The organism is Desulfurococcaceae archaeon MEX13E-LK6-19 (assembly GCA_029637525.1).
Taxonomy (GTDB): Archaea; Thermoproteota; Thermoprotei_A; order Sulfolobales; family Desulfurococcaceae; genus MEX13ELK6-19.
Genome location: CP072660.1, coordinates 1,096,284 through 1,111,816 on the forward strand (window position 1 = coordinate 1,096,284; position 15,533 = coordinate 1,111,816).

At 42.7% G+C, this 15,533-nt stretch carries 11 protein-coding genes; 3 read left to right on the forward strand and 8 right to left on the reverse strand.

Features of this window, described 5'->3' with window-relative positions; translation table 11 throughout:
- Positions 1-3 precede the first annotated feature (3 nt).
- On the reverse strand, positions 4-1,170 hold the full coding sequence (locus J4526_05970) for a hypothetical protein (protein ID WFO74628.1): 1,167 nt from the start codon (positions 1,168-1,170) through the stop codon (positions 4-6).
- A 211-nt stretch (positions 1,171-1,381) separates the two neighbouring features.
- Between J4526_05970 and J4526_05975 the strand changes: the two genes are divergently transcribed.
- Together J4526_05975 and J4526_05980 are read left to right on the forward strand one after the other, a co-directional pair.
- Positions 1,382-2,257, forward strand: coding sequence for a DMT family transporter (locus J4526_05975; protein ID WFO74629.1), 876 nt, complete (start codon positions 1,382-1,384; stop codon positions 2,255-2,257).
- A gap of 31 nt (positions 2,258-2,288) precedes the next feature.
- The gene (locus J4526_05980) at positions 2,289-3,665 is read left to right on the forward strand and encodes a glycerate kinase (GenBank protein WFO74630.1); all 1,377 of its coding nucleotides are present in this window, start codon (positions 2,289-2,291) and stop codon (positions 3,663-3,665) included.
- Here J4526_05980 and J4526_05985 read toward each other — a convergent pair.
- The 6 genes from J4526_05985 to J4526_06010 all read right to left on the reverse strand — a co-directional run bounded on the left by J4526_05985 (position 3,658) and on the right by J4526_06010 (position 9,972).
- Positions 3,658-5,277 carry a hypothetical protein gene (locus J4526_05985; GenBank protein WFO74631.1) on the reverse strand — a complete coding sequence of 540 codons (1,620 nt, stop codon included), beginning with the start codon at positions 5,275-5,277 and terminating at the stop codon, positions 3,658-3,660. The two genes, J4526_05980 and J4526_05985, sit on opposite strands and share 8 nt — an antisense overlap.
- 254 nt (positions 5,278-5,531) lie before the next feature.
- Complete coding sequence (locus J4526_05990) at positions 5,532-6,767, reverse strand: hypothetical protein (GenBank protein WFO74632.1); 1,236 nt, start codon at positions 6,765-6,767, stop codon at positions 5,532-5,534.
- 141 nt (positions 6,768-6,908) lie between these two features.
- Complete coding sequence (locus tag J4526_05995) at positions 6,909-7,259, reverse strand: CPBP family intramembrane metalloprotease (protein ID WFO74633.1); 351 nt, start codon at positions 7,257-7,259, stop codon at positions 6,909-6,911.
- 156 nt (positions 7,260-7,415) lie between these two features.
- A complete protein-coding gene (locus J4526_06000; GenBank protein WFO74634.1) occupies positions 7,416-7,571 on the reverse strand; it encodes a hypothetical protein in 156 nt (51 codons plus the stop codon).
- Between the two features lie 54 nt (positions 7,572-7,625).
- Positions 7,626-8,744 (reverse strand): glycosyltransferase family 2 protein, encoded by a 1,119-nt coding sequence (locus J4526_06005; GenBank protein ID WFO74635.1) that lies wholly within the window; start codon positions 8,742-8,744, stop codon positions 7,626-7,628.
- A 262-nt stretch (positions 8,745-9,006) separates the two neighbouring features.
- Complete coding sequence (locus J4526_06010) at positions 9,007-9,972, reverse strand: GNAT family N-acetyltransferase (protein WFO74636.1); 966 nt, start codon at positions 9,970-9,972, stop codon at positions 9,007-9,009.
- 268 nt (positions 9,973-10,240) lie between these two features.
- Between J4526_06010 and J4526_06015 the strand changes: the two genes are divergently transcribed.
- Positions 10,241-12,355, forward strand: coding sequence for a hypothetical protein (locus J4526_06015; protein ID WFO74637.1), 2,115 nt, complete (start codon positions 10,241-10,243; stop codon positions 12,353-12,355).
- Positions 12,356-12,399: 44 nt separating this feature from the next.
- Here the strand turns inward: J4526_06015 and J4526_06020 are convergent, their stop codons facing one another.
- Entirely contained in the window at positions 12,400-15,516 is a 3,117-nt protein-coding gene (locus J4526_06020; GenBank protein WFO74638.1) for an alpha-mannosidase, read from the reverse strand.
- Positions 15,517-15,533 lie beyond the last annotated feature (17 nt).

Sequence of the window (15,533 nt, forward strand, 5' to 3'; positions counted from 1 at the left end):
TATTCACCCTTCCTGCGAGTAATAGAGTATGATCTTTACGCCATGTATACCAGGACCAGTTAGCGTGGTGTCGAGAGGGATGTAGAGTATGTTAATCCATGCTGGATACCAAGAGTAATCCCATACCCCATCAGTTTTGAGTAGTAGTCCCACCTCCGTAGCCGTTTCTTCTGCATCTAATTCAATCCATCCATGAATGATGACCCATATGCTTGTTTTATTGTATCCGTATGTTACTCTTGGCGTCTTTGATGTTTCAGCTATTTTTGTGGAGACATCATATTTGTACATGGTAAACAATGGCGATGGATTGTTTCCAAGCCACATTAGTATGTCCTCTTTTATAAGATCATCCCCTGCCCCATCAACACCAAAATCAGGGCACCTCGTGATCCTATTGATGTCTACTATATAGGCGTATTGGAGCCCGGATAAGACAAGTCGTGTGATCAGCACAGCAAAATTGTATGTAAATGGTTTTGTAAACGTGAATACGTACTTTACAACGATGGCATCATAGGTTTTGGCGATTATATATACTGTATCATGTGCTAGTAATATGTACTTATATGTAGAACCTATTCTTGTTTTCAAAAGTAAACCAACTTCAGTGATATTCATGTCTTCATCGATTATGAAGTATGCTTCAATTACGGCAATGTAATGTGTCATATTATGTGTTTCCTGTGTGAGGACAGTTCTTGACATGTACACGCTATTGAACATGTTGTAATCTGTGAAACTTGGAGTACCTGTACCGTTACCTATGGCTATGTATGTGCCTTTTAGCTTGTTATTGTAGGCGTTATCCAGTATGAAATCATTTAGTATTGTTCCGTCTGTGAATGTTATTGGTACTGGTGTACCCTGATATTTCATTGCTAGAAAAGTATTGATTATGATTGCTATGAAGTTTCTTGTAAGTGGGTCGTTTTCCTTCTTATACACGGCGATCAGTTTATTGTCGCGGTACTGTTCGATCTCTATTGAGGCTGTAATGGCGTTATTGAGTTTAACTGTTTCCTCGGCAGTATCTTTATTATTTATGACGAGAGAACCAGTATACCATCCTATACAATAGCCTACAACCGCTGACATGACCACCAGTATGATGCTTAGCACTAGTAGGTTACGTCTATACTGTCTACTGGTAGAGTATACTTTAAGCAAAATAAGAACCCCCAATGATTACATGTTTGATAGGTTAGGTTATATACTTTGGTACATATGAGTATAATTTGCACATAGTATCAAGTATCAGTAAATCGATCTTGAGGGATTAGAAAGTACAACCATATGGAAGTGCTCTATATTATTCAATAGGTTGTCTTAATGGTAAAGAATTTATCTGACTATTAAAGTCGTAGTGAATGGTGGTTCTTTGGGTAGCATTAGTGTGTTCTTAGTGCTACTGCTGTCAAGTATAGTGCTAGTTAGTATTTCGTCGGCTTCTATCTTGGTGTTGTTGTCTGGAGCACCATCGTATGCTTGTGCTTTCTGGAGACTCACGATATCACTTATAGTGCTTTTCTCTTATGGCGTCCTTTCCGGGAAAAGGATTATACCGTGTATCAGGAAACTACTGCTATATTCTATGGTTTCAGGAGTTTTCCTTGGAGCACATTTCTTGTTGTGGATGGAGTCGTTGTTCCATATTCCTGTTGCAGTCAGCACTACTATTGTTGTAGCTTTTCCTCTATACAATATTGTTATTGATAAAGTATTGTTTAGAGAAAGTATTACGAGGCTGCAGTTGATAGGGTTTGTCATGGGTTTCACGGGGGTTCTACTCTTTCTCCACCCGAGTATTATTGGCGACTATAGTGTTTATGGTGTGCTGCTTGCTATGGGTGGTTCTCTTGCTGTGGCTGTCTACTTTTGTATAGGTAGGTTTGTACGTAGATACGAAGAGTTGCTGCCATATGTTATACCAGCTTATTCTTGCGGTGTTTTCACGGTTCTAATCTACATTATTGTTATAGGCGGTGAGCTTCTCGGCTATAGTCTTCGCTCTTATGTCTTCTTTGTACTACTTGCTTTGATCCCGATGATTGGTGGCCATACTGTTATGAATTACCTGTTGCGGTTCATGAAGACGAGTAGTGTTACAGCGATTGCTTTGGGCGAGCCTATTGGTGCCTCGATTCTAGCCTATATTCTCCTCGGCCAGACCATAGGGTTTAGTGAAGCTGTCTTGATGGCTGTGGTGCTGTCTTCTGTTTTCCTTATTGTCTACGAGGAGGCTCGGGGGAAGTAATGTTTTTCATGTTGTGGCTCGTGTAAAGTTTATGTTGGGTGATATCATTTCCTCGGCTATAAAGAACTATGATGAACTAGTTGGTCATGGTGTTCTCTATAGGCATGTCCTGGATATTCTCCTTGAGGGATTGAAGGCTGCTGACCCCGTGGAGGCTGTCTCTAGGAGTGTGACAGTCAAGGATTGGGATATCGTTGTTGCCGACAGGGTCTTCAGAGACTTTGATAGAGTGCATGTTGTTGGCTTCGGCAAGGCCTCAGTTGGGATGGCCCGTGGGTTGCATCGGGTCCTAGGCGATGCCATTTATGGTGGAGTTGTTATATCGCCTTTCCCTAGCGGGGACATTGGGCCAGTCAAGGTTGTTGTAGGCGATCACCCTATACCTGGGGATAGGACTCTTGAGGCTTCCCGTAGACTAGTAGAGTATGTCAAGGAGACTGTTGAGCCCAGTGACTTATTGTTCGTACTGATATCTGGTGGTGGCTCAGCGTTATTCGAGGTACCCGTAGACGATATTAGTCTCGGTGACATTGGGTGGGTTGCCAGGGAGCTCATGAAGGCTGGTGCTGACATATTTGAGCTGAATACTGTGAGGAAGCATTTGTCGATGGTTAAGGGCGGTGGCTTACTCAAACTAGCGAGGGCGAAACATGTTGTATCGCTGATTATAAGTGATGTTGTCGGCGATAGGCTCGACACTATTGCCTCCGGTCCAACGGTGCCTGACGAGACAACGTTTCTCGACGCCAAGAACATCCTGGTTAAGTATGGTCTATGGGATAGAGCGCCCGTGAACGTGAGGAAATGGATTGAAGCAGGTATCAGGGGAGAGGTCCCGGAGACTCTGAAGCCCGGTGACCCCTTGGCTGGGAAAGCCTATAACGTCATTGTTGCAAGCAACTACATCTCTCTCAAGGCAATGGAGGATAAGGCTAGGAGCCTAGGCTACAACACGTTGTTGCTAACACCATTCCTGCATGGTGAGGCCCGGGAAACAGCCAAAACAATAGGCTCTATTGCCTGGAGCATACTCGAGCACGATAAGCCAGTAGCCAAGCCAGCAGTTGTTATAGCTGGTGGAGAAACAACAGTCACGGTCAAAGGCAGTGGTGTTGGTGGACGAAACCAGGAACTATGCTTGAGCCTAGCGATAGACCTCAAGCACCTACGTGGAAGAAACATTGTCTTCGCTTGTATGGGTAGCGACGGGGTAGACGGGAATAGCCCAGCAGCAGGAGCAATCATTGACATCGAGACGTACTGGGAGGCACGAGAGAAAGGACTAGCCCCAGAAGAATACCTAGAGAACAATGACAGCTACACATTCTTCCGCAAGCTAGGTAGAACCATCGAGACAGGGTACACGGGCACGAACGTCAACGACTTCATAGTAGGTATCATCAAGTAGCTTGTTCCCTAAGACCAACAGCCTCCTCAATCTCCTCCACGAGATTCTTGTCTTCAACCCTGATCATGTAGTCGTTGCTTTTAAGAGGTATTGTACTGAGGGGATTCACTGACCCTATATACACTATATGATCGTCTACGAGAACTGCTTTAAAGTGCATGTTGTTCTTCAACACGACGTCTACACCACTCTCTGTGAGCAACTTAATACACTCTTCTTGCTCCCGTACCCGTAGTTCACCGCGTTCTCTTATCCCACGTGAACTCGGAGACAATGTAACGACTTTAACACTGATCTTTTTCTCAAGAGCTCTAGCTAGCACTCCATCACCAATAGATCTTGCGACAATACTCTTCTTCAAGAACGGCGATATCACTACTAGTCGTTGTCTAGCCCTCTCAATATCCTTGATTAAGTTTCTCCTGAAACTCATTGGGTTTAGTAACCGGCTCCTAGTATATGGCAGCTGTATGACTAGAGTCTTGCCGTTAAACCTTCTGGTCGTCTCCTCGGCTATCATCTTGAATAATGGGTTACTGGCATCCCTAGTTATGATCAGCGCTTCTCTATACTCACCTACTATATAGACCCATAGTGTGTTCGGCACATTCAGTGCAGGTGTATAAACCAGGTACTCATGTATACTCGGCTCTAAGCCCTTCATCACGATTATGTTTATATCATACGTTGGATACAGTGTATTCAATGCATATGGGCACACATAAACTCCTACCTGTTGTCCATTGTATTCGGCTTGGTATAGTGTACATAGTGTTTTTGACAAGAAGAACTTCTTCCCATAATCAATTTTTACACGAGATTTCTCGAGGACATCCCCTATCCTCTTAATGATCTCTCTCGTCTTCTCCATAGTAATCTTCTTAACGATATCAACAACTATTTGTGTCAGCAATCTATTGCTGATACCCTTATACACTATACCCTTGACGGCAAGCGTGTTCAGTACTTCATCCCGTTCTACACCATAGGTCTTCTTATACAACAACTTGTTGGCATGTACCCTGGTGTACACACTATAGACTAGTGGGATCAAGTGGTCTTCGAGCTTCTTAAGCGTCTTGTATACCTCCTTCTGGCTTGGGATCTTTTTCTTTGACCCGAACTTCCTAGCTACTCTCCAGGCGTGAGGCAACAATATAATGTACTCGTCGTGTCTAACCCCGAGTAAAGTCTCCTCAAAAAGACTGGCGACAACTCTCGTGCTTATATTTCTGCAGAGCATTACGGTGGAAAACCTAGCTAGGTCACCAAGGTGTATTTTATCGCGTAAGTTATCGCCGTATCTACTATGGATCCATAGGAGGCTGTAGAACAGGATATCCTTATCGCCATCAGCGAGCTCCCTGATCCTATTAACAGATAGCTTATAGATCCCCTTATCCCTCCGAAGTCTCTCCCGGAGACACTTAAGCAGTTCATCTCTACTAGACTCCCTAAGGACTCTCTCATACTCTTCAACAAAATCAACAACACGATCCTGGCCAACACCAAGAAACCCAAGTACACGAGAAACACAATCCCTAGAACCAGTCACTATAAAAACATACAAACCCGTACAAAACACGGGATCACGTGAAACGACACCACACATACACACCACACAAAAACAAACACAATAAAGAAACAAATATAAACATCACTACATCAATGAAAATCAACTAGTTTTAATGTAATATTTAATAATTGTAAAGAATTAAAGCCAGCGGATCTTGAGTCCGCTGCTCTTTCGTCAGATCAGTAATCAAAAATATTATGATTTTTGTAGTACTTAATAAGAAAAAGTGTTTCTTGTTAAGGAGAAAGAAAAAAGTATTATTTTCAAGTATAATAAAAACATTCCTTATCTTAAGGTTTTCCGTGTTTGTGGTGTCCGCTGTGTGCATGGATGTGGACGACTGCCATTGTATAGAATATGTGGAGTAGATCTACTTGTACGCCTGTGGCATTGTATATGTCTTGGGATAGTGTGGTTAGTGTTATGTTGAGTAGCTTGAATCCTGTAACATTGTATGTTGTCGCTGTCTCGTTGACTAGGTTTAGGATATAGTCAAAGAGTTCTCTTGGAGTTTTTATGTTGTGTTCTCTCATCCATGTTCTCACGGCACGACCTGTCTCGGTAGGCATTTTGGATGTTATTAGGATCACTCTTGTTGTAACCTTTGCGATTACTTTTATGTCGGCATGTTTCATTCTCTTTTGGATCTCTCTTATAGTTTCCCTGATTGCTTTACGGAGCTCCATTATATCGTGGTGTCTCTTCACTTTCTCCATGATCTTTTGCCTAGCGTGTTCTGGGAGTCTCTCAAGTAGCTTCCCTAGTCTCCTCTGGAGATCCTCCTTGTGGCGCCCAAGCATCATTGTCAAGAACCTAGGCTTGCTGATGTCTAGACCAAGCTTTTCAGCATAGATCGCTTTGATGAGGACGGCGTACGCCCTAGTCACGTCATGGTAGCTCCTTACTGCGAACGAGAAGGCTCTGCCGAGTCTGCCTTCATTAAGTAGTTCTCTACTCTTCAACTCCTTTTCTTCTGACTCATTAAGTAGCTTGTAGAAGACAACAGGAATCGTAACGTTTAGATCCTCTGATACATTGTGTACAATACTTCGTAGCTCACTTGCCCTAGCTAGAACGGCTTCAACTGTCTCGTTGGTGAGGGTCTTGTTGGCTATGTTCTCTCTTATAGTGACACCGAGGATGATGTGTGCGGCAATGAGTTCTCTACTATAAAATACTGATGCTGTGAAGGCATAGGCTGTTGCTAGAGTCTCGTTGACCTCGCTAACGTTCTCGGCTTTCTCAAGGAAGTAGTCTCCACGCTCCCACATCTTCTCATGAATAGTTATGTTTGTGTCTGCTAGCTGTACCTTGGCCCACCCGTAGAGAGGTTCCACGGCAGCCCTAACAGTATAAGCTAGATCAAGCGCTGTATCCAAGGATATATTGAGCCTAGCCCACGCTGGAGCATCTTCGTTATCAGTAGTGGATACTGGTAAAGCAACGGATAGCATAGTAGCTGGTGTAGTTGTAATCGATGCGACAACTAGGGCAACTAGGAGTAAACCCATGAGCTTGAGATGCATTATGCTGTCACCTTTCTCCCATATTCTCTAGTCATGTATACTATGCTATCGTTCAGACTTTAAGGAGATTATTCCCTAGAGTGATGACGTGGTGCAACGAGATACTGTTCCAGCCAATTGGGACAGTGCACTAGTAATTATCTACGGTTGTCTACTAATGATTCTACCTACTGTAAATCCGGTGATGTTGAAAAGTGAGTGTATTACTATGGCGGGTAACAGGGAGCCACTTACTGCTCTATAGTACCCAGCTAGGAGACCAACAATTAATGCCGTAAACAGTATTGTTACCAAGACCTTTTTTGGAGCTGAGGAAAACGGCGTTATATGTATTAGAGAGAATAGTATTCCTGGCATAGCTATAGAGATCCAGAAGCCTATTCTCTGGAGCAATAGATAACTCTCAACAATACCTCTGAAAACAACTTCTTCACCAATGGGAGCGAGTATGGCCAGGACAAGGACTACTTCAGACAGGCTCTTTGGGGGCAAAAGGTGGCTCGTAATTTTCTGTCTTATTAAGGTATGCTGATAAAATCGCTAAGAAAAGAGCTATCGGAAAAGAAACAATTACAGCATTAAACAACCAGTGAAGCTTAGTTATAGTGAAACCAAAGCTTTTGAAGTCGCTGTTAAACAAGAATATTATCACGAGAATAGAAAAGATAATGAACACAATTTGCTAACAGTGCCAGCCCAAAGAGGTCTGTCCTTAAATTTCTTCGTCAAAACACTGCCAACAATAGCCCCTGGCAAGAATGCTAGAAGCCATAGTCCAAGACTTATGATCAGAATATGAATCACTATCCCACCTAATCAGCTACTGTCTTGGTACCTTTACAATAATAAACAACGTCTTTATATTTTCCAGTCGTCTAGCTTATTTATAATTTCTTTGTTCCGCAGTATGAAGACCTTTATGAGAGCTACTATTATCGTGAATAGTACTAATGGTGAGTACACGAAATAGTAGGCTAGGAACTCGTATGTCTTGAAGTTGAAGTCTAGTTTCTTGGACAAAGCCATGAATATTAGTGTGAAAGCCAGGAAGCTTATTAGGAGTATCGCGAGGTTTTTCATAAAGCCTATACCTAGTGTTGTCAGTAATAGTAGCGGGAATATTATGTTGAATTTTACTGCGATGAAGAATAGTATTGAGGTAAACAGCTTGTAGATGATCATGTCTGGTATGAAGAAGTTTGCCACGATATACACTATAGAGGGGATTAGGGCAAGAAGGGCTGGTATGAATACCTGTAGGTTCCTCAGACACTCTTTGAGTAAGGATTTCCACCATTCTCGGAGCCAAAGTGCGCAACCCAGAGACCACCGCTTCCTCTGTACAATCCATTTCTGCCAACTAGAGTGCACGTAATTGTAGATGAAGACCCTTGTGGTGTACTTGAACTTGTATTTCTTGAGGAAAGCCCTTGTGGCAAAATCAAAGTCTTCGCTAATAACTCTCCGGAACCCATCTAGCTCAACAAAAGCACTTCTCCTTACAGCAAACCCTGAGCCATTTATCGCAGGACATCTTCCCAGACACCTTGTTGTAAGCCATGAAGCTGTGTTTGCACCAACATACTCGTAGTAAGTCATTTTAGCCAATAGGGAGTTCTTGACCACAACCTTCTTGAAATCAAGTATATCACAATCCCTCATCTCCTCAACGATTTTTTCGAGAAACTCAGGGTCATCAGGTATATCGACATCAGAATCCAGGAAGACAATTATTTCCCCACTAGAAAATCCCACGGCTTTATTCAGTGCCATAGCCTTACCTACTCTCTCCTCATTAACAATAAACACTACTCTGTCCCAGAAATGCTTCATCAGGTCTCGGAAACTCTCCGTAGGTTCATCGACAACAACAATTACCTCACAGTCAATACTCTGTCTGGACAGCTTTTCAAGCAGTCGCGGCAAAATCCTTGACTCACGATACACAGGTATTATCACGCTCACTAGAGACTTCAATACACTGGCACCATGAACAACCCATACAAGCCCGATAGCCATCGGGGAGACGATACTTGTTGATCATTAGCAGGCAAGGAATTAATACTCTTTGGTCCCGGAGACAAGGAAATCTGTTGAGGATACTACGTGTAAGACTAAAGTCGTGAAGACTATTATGGTGCAATAAAACTATGGGTATATGGCTACAAGTGTTTTTACTTATTGTCGTTGACATATCGGAGTAAATAATGAAGAAAATAATGATACCTAGTCCGCTGACCTAATCTCTGGTATAGATGCTGTATGATGGTAGGGATTGTGGTAGTGAAGGTAGTGTTGTGGTGAATCTTATCCATCTAGAGTATTCTTTGAAACCAAGTTTAGCGTAAAGTGCCTCTAGCCCCTTGACCCCATCAAGATATATCCTCTTGACGCTCTTGTTCTCTAGCTCCTTAACGATGGTTGCCACCAATGCTTTACCGAGTCCTCTACGTTGGTGGTTTGGATCCACAGCTACCGTAGCTACAACACCTGTCTCCCTATCGTCGACAGCCTTAAACACCATGGCATCAGCATACCCAACAATCTCTCCATTCCTGTCTACTGCAACATACAGTATCGGTTTGTATCTCTCAAAGTATCTACGTGCATCCTCTAGATCCCATGGATGGAACCAATCATATATAGAGAAAGCCTTGTTAAATATCTCGACAACACGTGGTATATCACTCATTGATCCACGCTTAATCATGTACCCCTCTGGTACACTAGGTTTAGACTTCAGGCCCACGTAAACCATTAACGTAGCAACATAATCTTCCAGGAGAAGAACACCATCAAGTATCCTCCGCAACAACCTATACATGAAGCCAAACTGATCCCAGCCACCAATAGTAACAACTCCTCTAGCACCACGTTTCTCAAAACTATGGCGAGCCCAAGCCAATAGCATCCTAGTAGCTTCTTCGACAACCCACGGAGGCTGGTAAGGATCAATACATAAGCCTATACGACAATTTCTCTCAATTAAAGCCCAGGCACACCCCACAATCCTATTGTCAAACATAACTAAAGCAAACTCCCTAGGATCAAACCATGTCGACTTAAACATATCCCTTACATTATCAACACTCTTAGCCCTCATAGCCCACGCGATACTAGCTAACCTACACTTATTGTAAAGCAGAGCAATACCATTATCGACCCAGTCGTTACCGCCACAATACCCCTCAACAAGCCGGAGCAAAACACAACACCCACATACACACGATAATAGTCTACTTCACTTAGATAACAGTTACTGTAAATAATACTTTGTCTAATAAACTTATGGTGGTACAGGAACCTTACAAGCCTAGTTCATTGTCTGTACAATCATAGTAGATGTTATGATGTTCCCACAGACTTTGTTTTAACGAATACATATTTGTTTGTGATTATAGTGGGAGAAAATATTTTTCTGCCACTCCTCCGTATCTCCTTCCTCACCGTATAGTGGTCGTGGGGTGGGATACATGGAGAATTGGTATAAGACTCTACTACTAGGTTTACTGATACTCTCACTACTGCCTATCAACACAATGTTCGCTAGTGCGCAGACCACGCCAGAGTATAAGTGGGTCTTCATGGTATATCTTGATGCTGATAATAACCTTGAGGGTGCCGGTATATCAGACTTCAATGAGATGGAGATGGCTGGGTCAACAGATGAAGTCGCTATAGTTGTTATGATCGATAGGCACCCTGGCTATGATACCAGTAACGGTAACTGGACGACAACAAGAATATACCTTGTACAACATGACGTTGATCCAAATGTTATAAACTCAACGCTGCTTGTTGACCTTGGAGAAACAAATATGGGTGATCCAAATACACTAGTATTCTTCGTAAACTACACCGTAACACACTTCCCAGCAGAACACTATGCACTAGTCCTATGGGACCATGGAAACGCGTGGAGACGGGGACTAGCGCCTGGCCAGAAAGGTGTTTGCTGGGATTACAGTGACGGCTATGACTATATCACAGAGCAGGAGCTACTATGGGCTCTCGACAAGATCTCCAGTCTAGGCATACACCTAGACCTAATAGGATTTGATGTATGTCTTCTCGGCATGGTTGAAATAGCATACGACATAGCTTCAAGAGGATATGCTGATGTACTTGTCGCATCACAAGAATTCGAGCCATGGGACGGATGGTACTATACACCATTCCTACAGGAACTAGTAGCTAAACCAAACATGACAGCCCAAGAACTGGCCGCAAAGATAGTTGAAGCATACAAAACATTCTATACAACAATAAAGCCGTTAGATTACCCAACACTAGCAGCCATAGACCTCAACAAGTTCATATCAACAGTTGTACCAAACCTAGACATGGCATCACTATACCTGTTAATAGACGTATACCTATCTCCAGAACTATCAGACACCATAAAGACACTAAGAGATGATAGCGAGAAGACTGGCGAGGGAGAGTTCATAGACATATACGACTTCTTCGAGAAAATCAATGAGACAGATGTATGGCCGTCAAGCTATGATCCAAGACCATACGTTAATGCCACACTATACTACCTAGATGAAGCAATAATAGCACAATGGGCTGCATCAGGGCACCCTAACGCACACGGTCTCTCAATCTACATACCACCAACAGTAGACTGGTATCTAGAAGAAAGATACTGGTACTTCCAGCAGACACTCTTCCCAACAGAGACATACTGGGGCTTGTTCCTAGACTACTACTTCAAAGCATTCACACCAACAGAGGAGTTCGTAGTAAGAATAAGTGCACCAACACAGATTAACGCTGGTGAAGAAGACTATGCACTCGTTCAGATAACCTTTGGTAACAAGAAAGTAGACCCCGACTACCTAACAGTAACACTGATGACACCAACAGGAGAATCAATACCATTATCTTACACCAAGGTAGCAAGTGGAACATATCTAGTAGCAATACCTCCGATAGAGAACGTATCAACGGTATTCATAATCGTGGATACAGGGTACTGGTTCCTTGAGAGAACAACATCAGCAGCGGTAAAAGTCACAGATATAGCCGAGAAAATAAGCGAGCAAACAAGCGAGATAAAGAGTGTTATCAATGAGAGTACAGCATCATTAGAGAATTTGATCGAGAACAAAATTGCTGAACTAAGTAGCTTATTAAACGAGACCAATGCCCAAGTACTGGCGGTCAAGAAGGGAGTAGCATACATCAATACAACACTTGGGCTAGTGGAGCTAAAACTAACAGATATAGGAGCTACAATAGAGGCAATAAACAATGATACTGTAACGATCAAGACAATACTAGGTGAAATCAAGGTCGAACTTGCAGACCTCAATACAACAATAACCTACATAGGAGAAAACATAGTAGCAATAAACACGACACTAGGTACAATCTACGGCAAAATTGTTAGCATAGAAGGAGATGTAGCAACGATAAAGACAGACATCGGGACAATCAAGACAACAGTAGACAAGATCACGGGGTTATCAGAACAATTATCAGATAAGCAAAGCACAGCAATAAACCTAAGCTATGCTATAGCAGCATTGGTAGTACTAGCACTAGTACTTTCTGGAGTATCAATCCTAAGAAGAGGCTAGACAAAAACACCGCACAGCTGTTTTTAACCTAGTCTTTTTCTTTATTACTTACCAAGAAGTACTATTGTTTTAACCTCAAAGGAACCCAGGCTGACAGAGTTAGTAATTTCTCTTTCAAGTCTATTAATCAAGTCTGTCTCATAGATATTGCTTATATCCCACTTATCGATAACGAGTCTGGCAAGATCGTTTTCGCGCCATGTATTGAAGAGACGAGCTAGAATCTTGTTTCTGTCCAGTATCCTCAAAGCCTCTAACACCGTGTACTTAGAGTCTAGTGATACGAGGATTCTAGACTTTGTATTAATACTATGTTCCTTACCTTGTTTCTTTATGAGCGCTATTACATTGTGTAGTAGCTCACGCGATCTCTTATAGGCTTCAGTATAGTTGTCTGCAAACCCTATCTCTATAGTGAAGTTCGTAGAGCCAGTACTCGACACGGGGTCAGGGTACAATGGGTGTTTAACAAGCGACAAACCTATCATGTTATTGTAGAAGAGTATTCCTCGCGGAGTATCAGTAGCTATGTAGAGACCCTGTGATGGAATATAGAGAAGCGTATGAAGTAGTTTCTCTTTGAACCAAGATTCTTTGGACAAGAACTCTGAACCATAGGGTACAGCCAAGACGATACTATCTATGCTGTTCTTCAATTTGAACCATGCTTTAGCCAATGTCCCTGGGTTCCTCCAATCTATAACGTACTCTATACGGAGACTCGGTATGCCACGGTAGAGAACATACCTTGTTTTCACTATGGAGTCAAGAACACTATAAGTATACTCGACGACAACACGGAGAGGACCTTGTTCAACAACACGTCTTCCTACAAGCCGGGGTTTATCGAGTTGGTTATAGAGGTTATCTAGATCGATATCCCATGCATTCCAAACACCCGGGTAATCAGAGTATACTGCGACAACATTACTAGGCCCATTAATAGCTTCTCTATTGTGTTTCTTTTTAGTAAGAGACTCAATGAACCCGTTGGGGCCAAGTATTAGCTCGAGATAATTGTTCTCGAGAATAATCTTGTCACCTATACTATAGACCCGTGCACAAGAACGCGTATCCAGCTCTGGTTGATTATAGTGGTTGCTGAGAGCATAAACACTATAACCAATACCGGGTACATTTCCTTCAACAAGAATCTTCGTCTTCTCTTCATCTTCCTCCAAGATCTGGAATGGACAGCGGGGCTTTAATCCACGGGGAACCAATACCTCGGCATAACCCACTCTGTTCCACGATAACGTGTTGAATAAAACGAGTCCTTCATCACCATCAGTTATTTCCTCGATAAGTCTCTCTATAGTCCTATCAGCCTTAGCCAGTAGACTCTTGATCCTCTCGATATAATGCTCTGTTACCTCTCTGCGAGATACACCCGTGACAACATCATGGAACATTGTTTCTAGGATAGTAAGCCAGTACTCATCAAGGAAGCCAGGGTCGCATTTATCGTCACTACTAAGTATACATTTAAGACTGTAAAGTAACTCGAGATCTCTAGTAGTGGTCTCTAGTCTACGGAACAATCTCTTCAACAAAGTACCAGTAGTATAAACGCCATGATGCACGTCCACAGGCAGTTCTTTCCCACTCCATACAGGGAAACTCTTGTTGAGCGCTTCATTGAAGAACTCGTGAAGCCCATGGGTCTCTATCCTGGGTAAAACAGGTGCTTTAGAATAGACCTCAAGCTTGGCTACATCATCGTAACCGGGACCTCCGCCACCATCACAGTACCCGTATACAGAGAGAGTCTTTGGATAGACATCCTTTTCCCCGTAGTCTCTCCATAGGCTATAGATCTTCGATGCATTGACTCCGCCGCCGTAAGTTTTCTTTAATACGTGGACAAGAATCTTTGAACCATCGCATCCAATCCAGTAGAAAGTAGTGTAGGGGAAGGGGTTCTCCTTATTCCATTCAAGCTTATGTGTCACAAGAACCTTGATCCCGGCTTTAGTCATGATCTGTGGTAGGCTGGATGGATAGCTAAAAGAGTCTGGAAGCCATGCAATCCACGATGGCTCCCCGAATTTCTTCCTGAAGAACTCTTGTCCATAAACAAATTGCCTGACAATACTCTCGCCCAACGGGAGGGCTACATCAGCTTCAAGCCACATACCACCAACGGGAATCCATTTACCTTTTCTGTACGTCTTCATAACACTCTGGTAAGTCTCTCTACTAGTCTCCTCAAGTAACTTGTAGTAAAACGCACTGCTCTGCACAAACGCAAGCCACCTAAACTCCTCCATAAGCCGAAGAACATTAAGTGTTGTCCTAAACACTTTCCTACGTGTAGCATCAACATCCCATAGCCAAGCCATATCGAGATGTGAGTGTGCAAACAGATATACAATACCTTGTTTACCATAAACACTGGATAGCCTATCCAGCTCATTATAGAGCTCATCAAGTATTTTCTTTGAAACATGTGAGACAACACTATGGTTAATTTCCCTAAATCCTGTTGCGGCAAGTAGACCAGGATTCTTCACGGCATACCAGTATATACCGTCGACAAGCTTCCTCAAGTCATAGTCAATACCCCAGATCTCATCAACACAATCCACTAGGTAAGTAATATTAGCGGGATCAAGACCTATATGGCTCAAAATGTTTCGAACAGCATACTCAGCTAGATAAAGCAGGTCATAAGCAGCATCCCGCCTATTTATTCTAGCCAAAAAGGAAGCCGTATCAATAAAGGCTTCTAATGCATAAACGAGTCTTAGGAGATCCCTGTTTACCTGAAGAAACATTATCTTTTCGAGAATACAACTACGGGGTTTCTCACCCCATAAGCCATGGCACTCCAGCTCTATGGTAACCTCTTTGGTTCCATAAGGTATCCTGAAGATTCTATGGAACCTATCGAGGCCATAATAGGGTTTACCGTCGAGATAGATTATGCCATCACTATTTGTTTTTACGTAGACAAGTGTATCCAAGTAATCTTTATAGTTAAGTCTTGGGATAGTTATCTTCACGGTAAATAATGTTGTATCCGGGCTCTTGCTAATGGGTAAAGCAAGAATCTCTCCAGTTGTTGTGTCGACAACATGGTCTTGTTCGCATATATTTGCTATAGCTAGTGCTTTCAACAGAGTAGTGTTTACACGCAGTTTCTCTAATCTATTCTTCAAGCCTATAGCCTTATCAC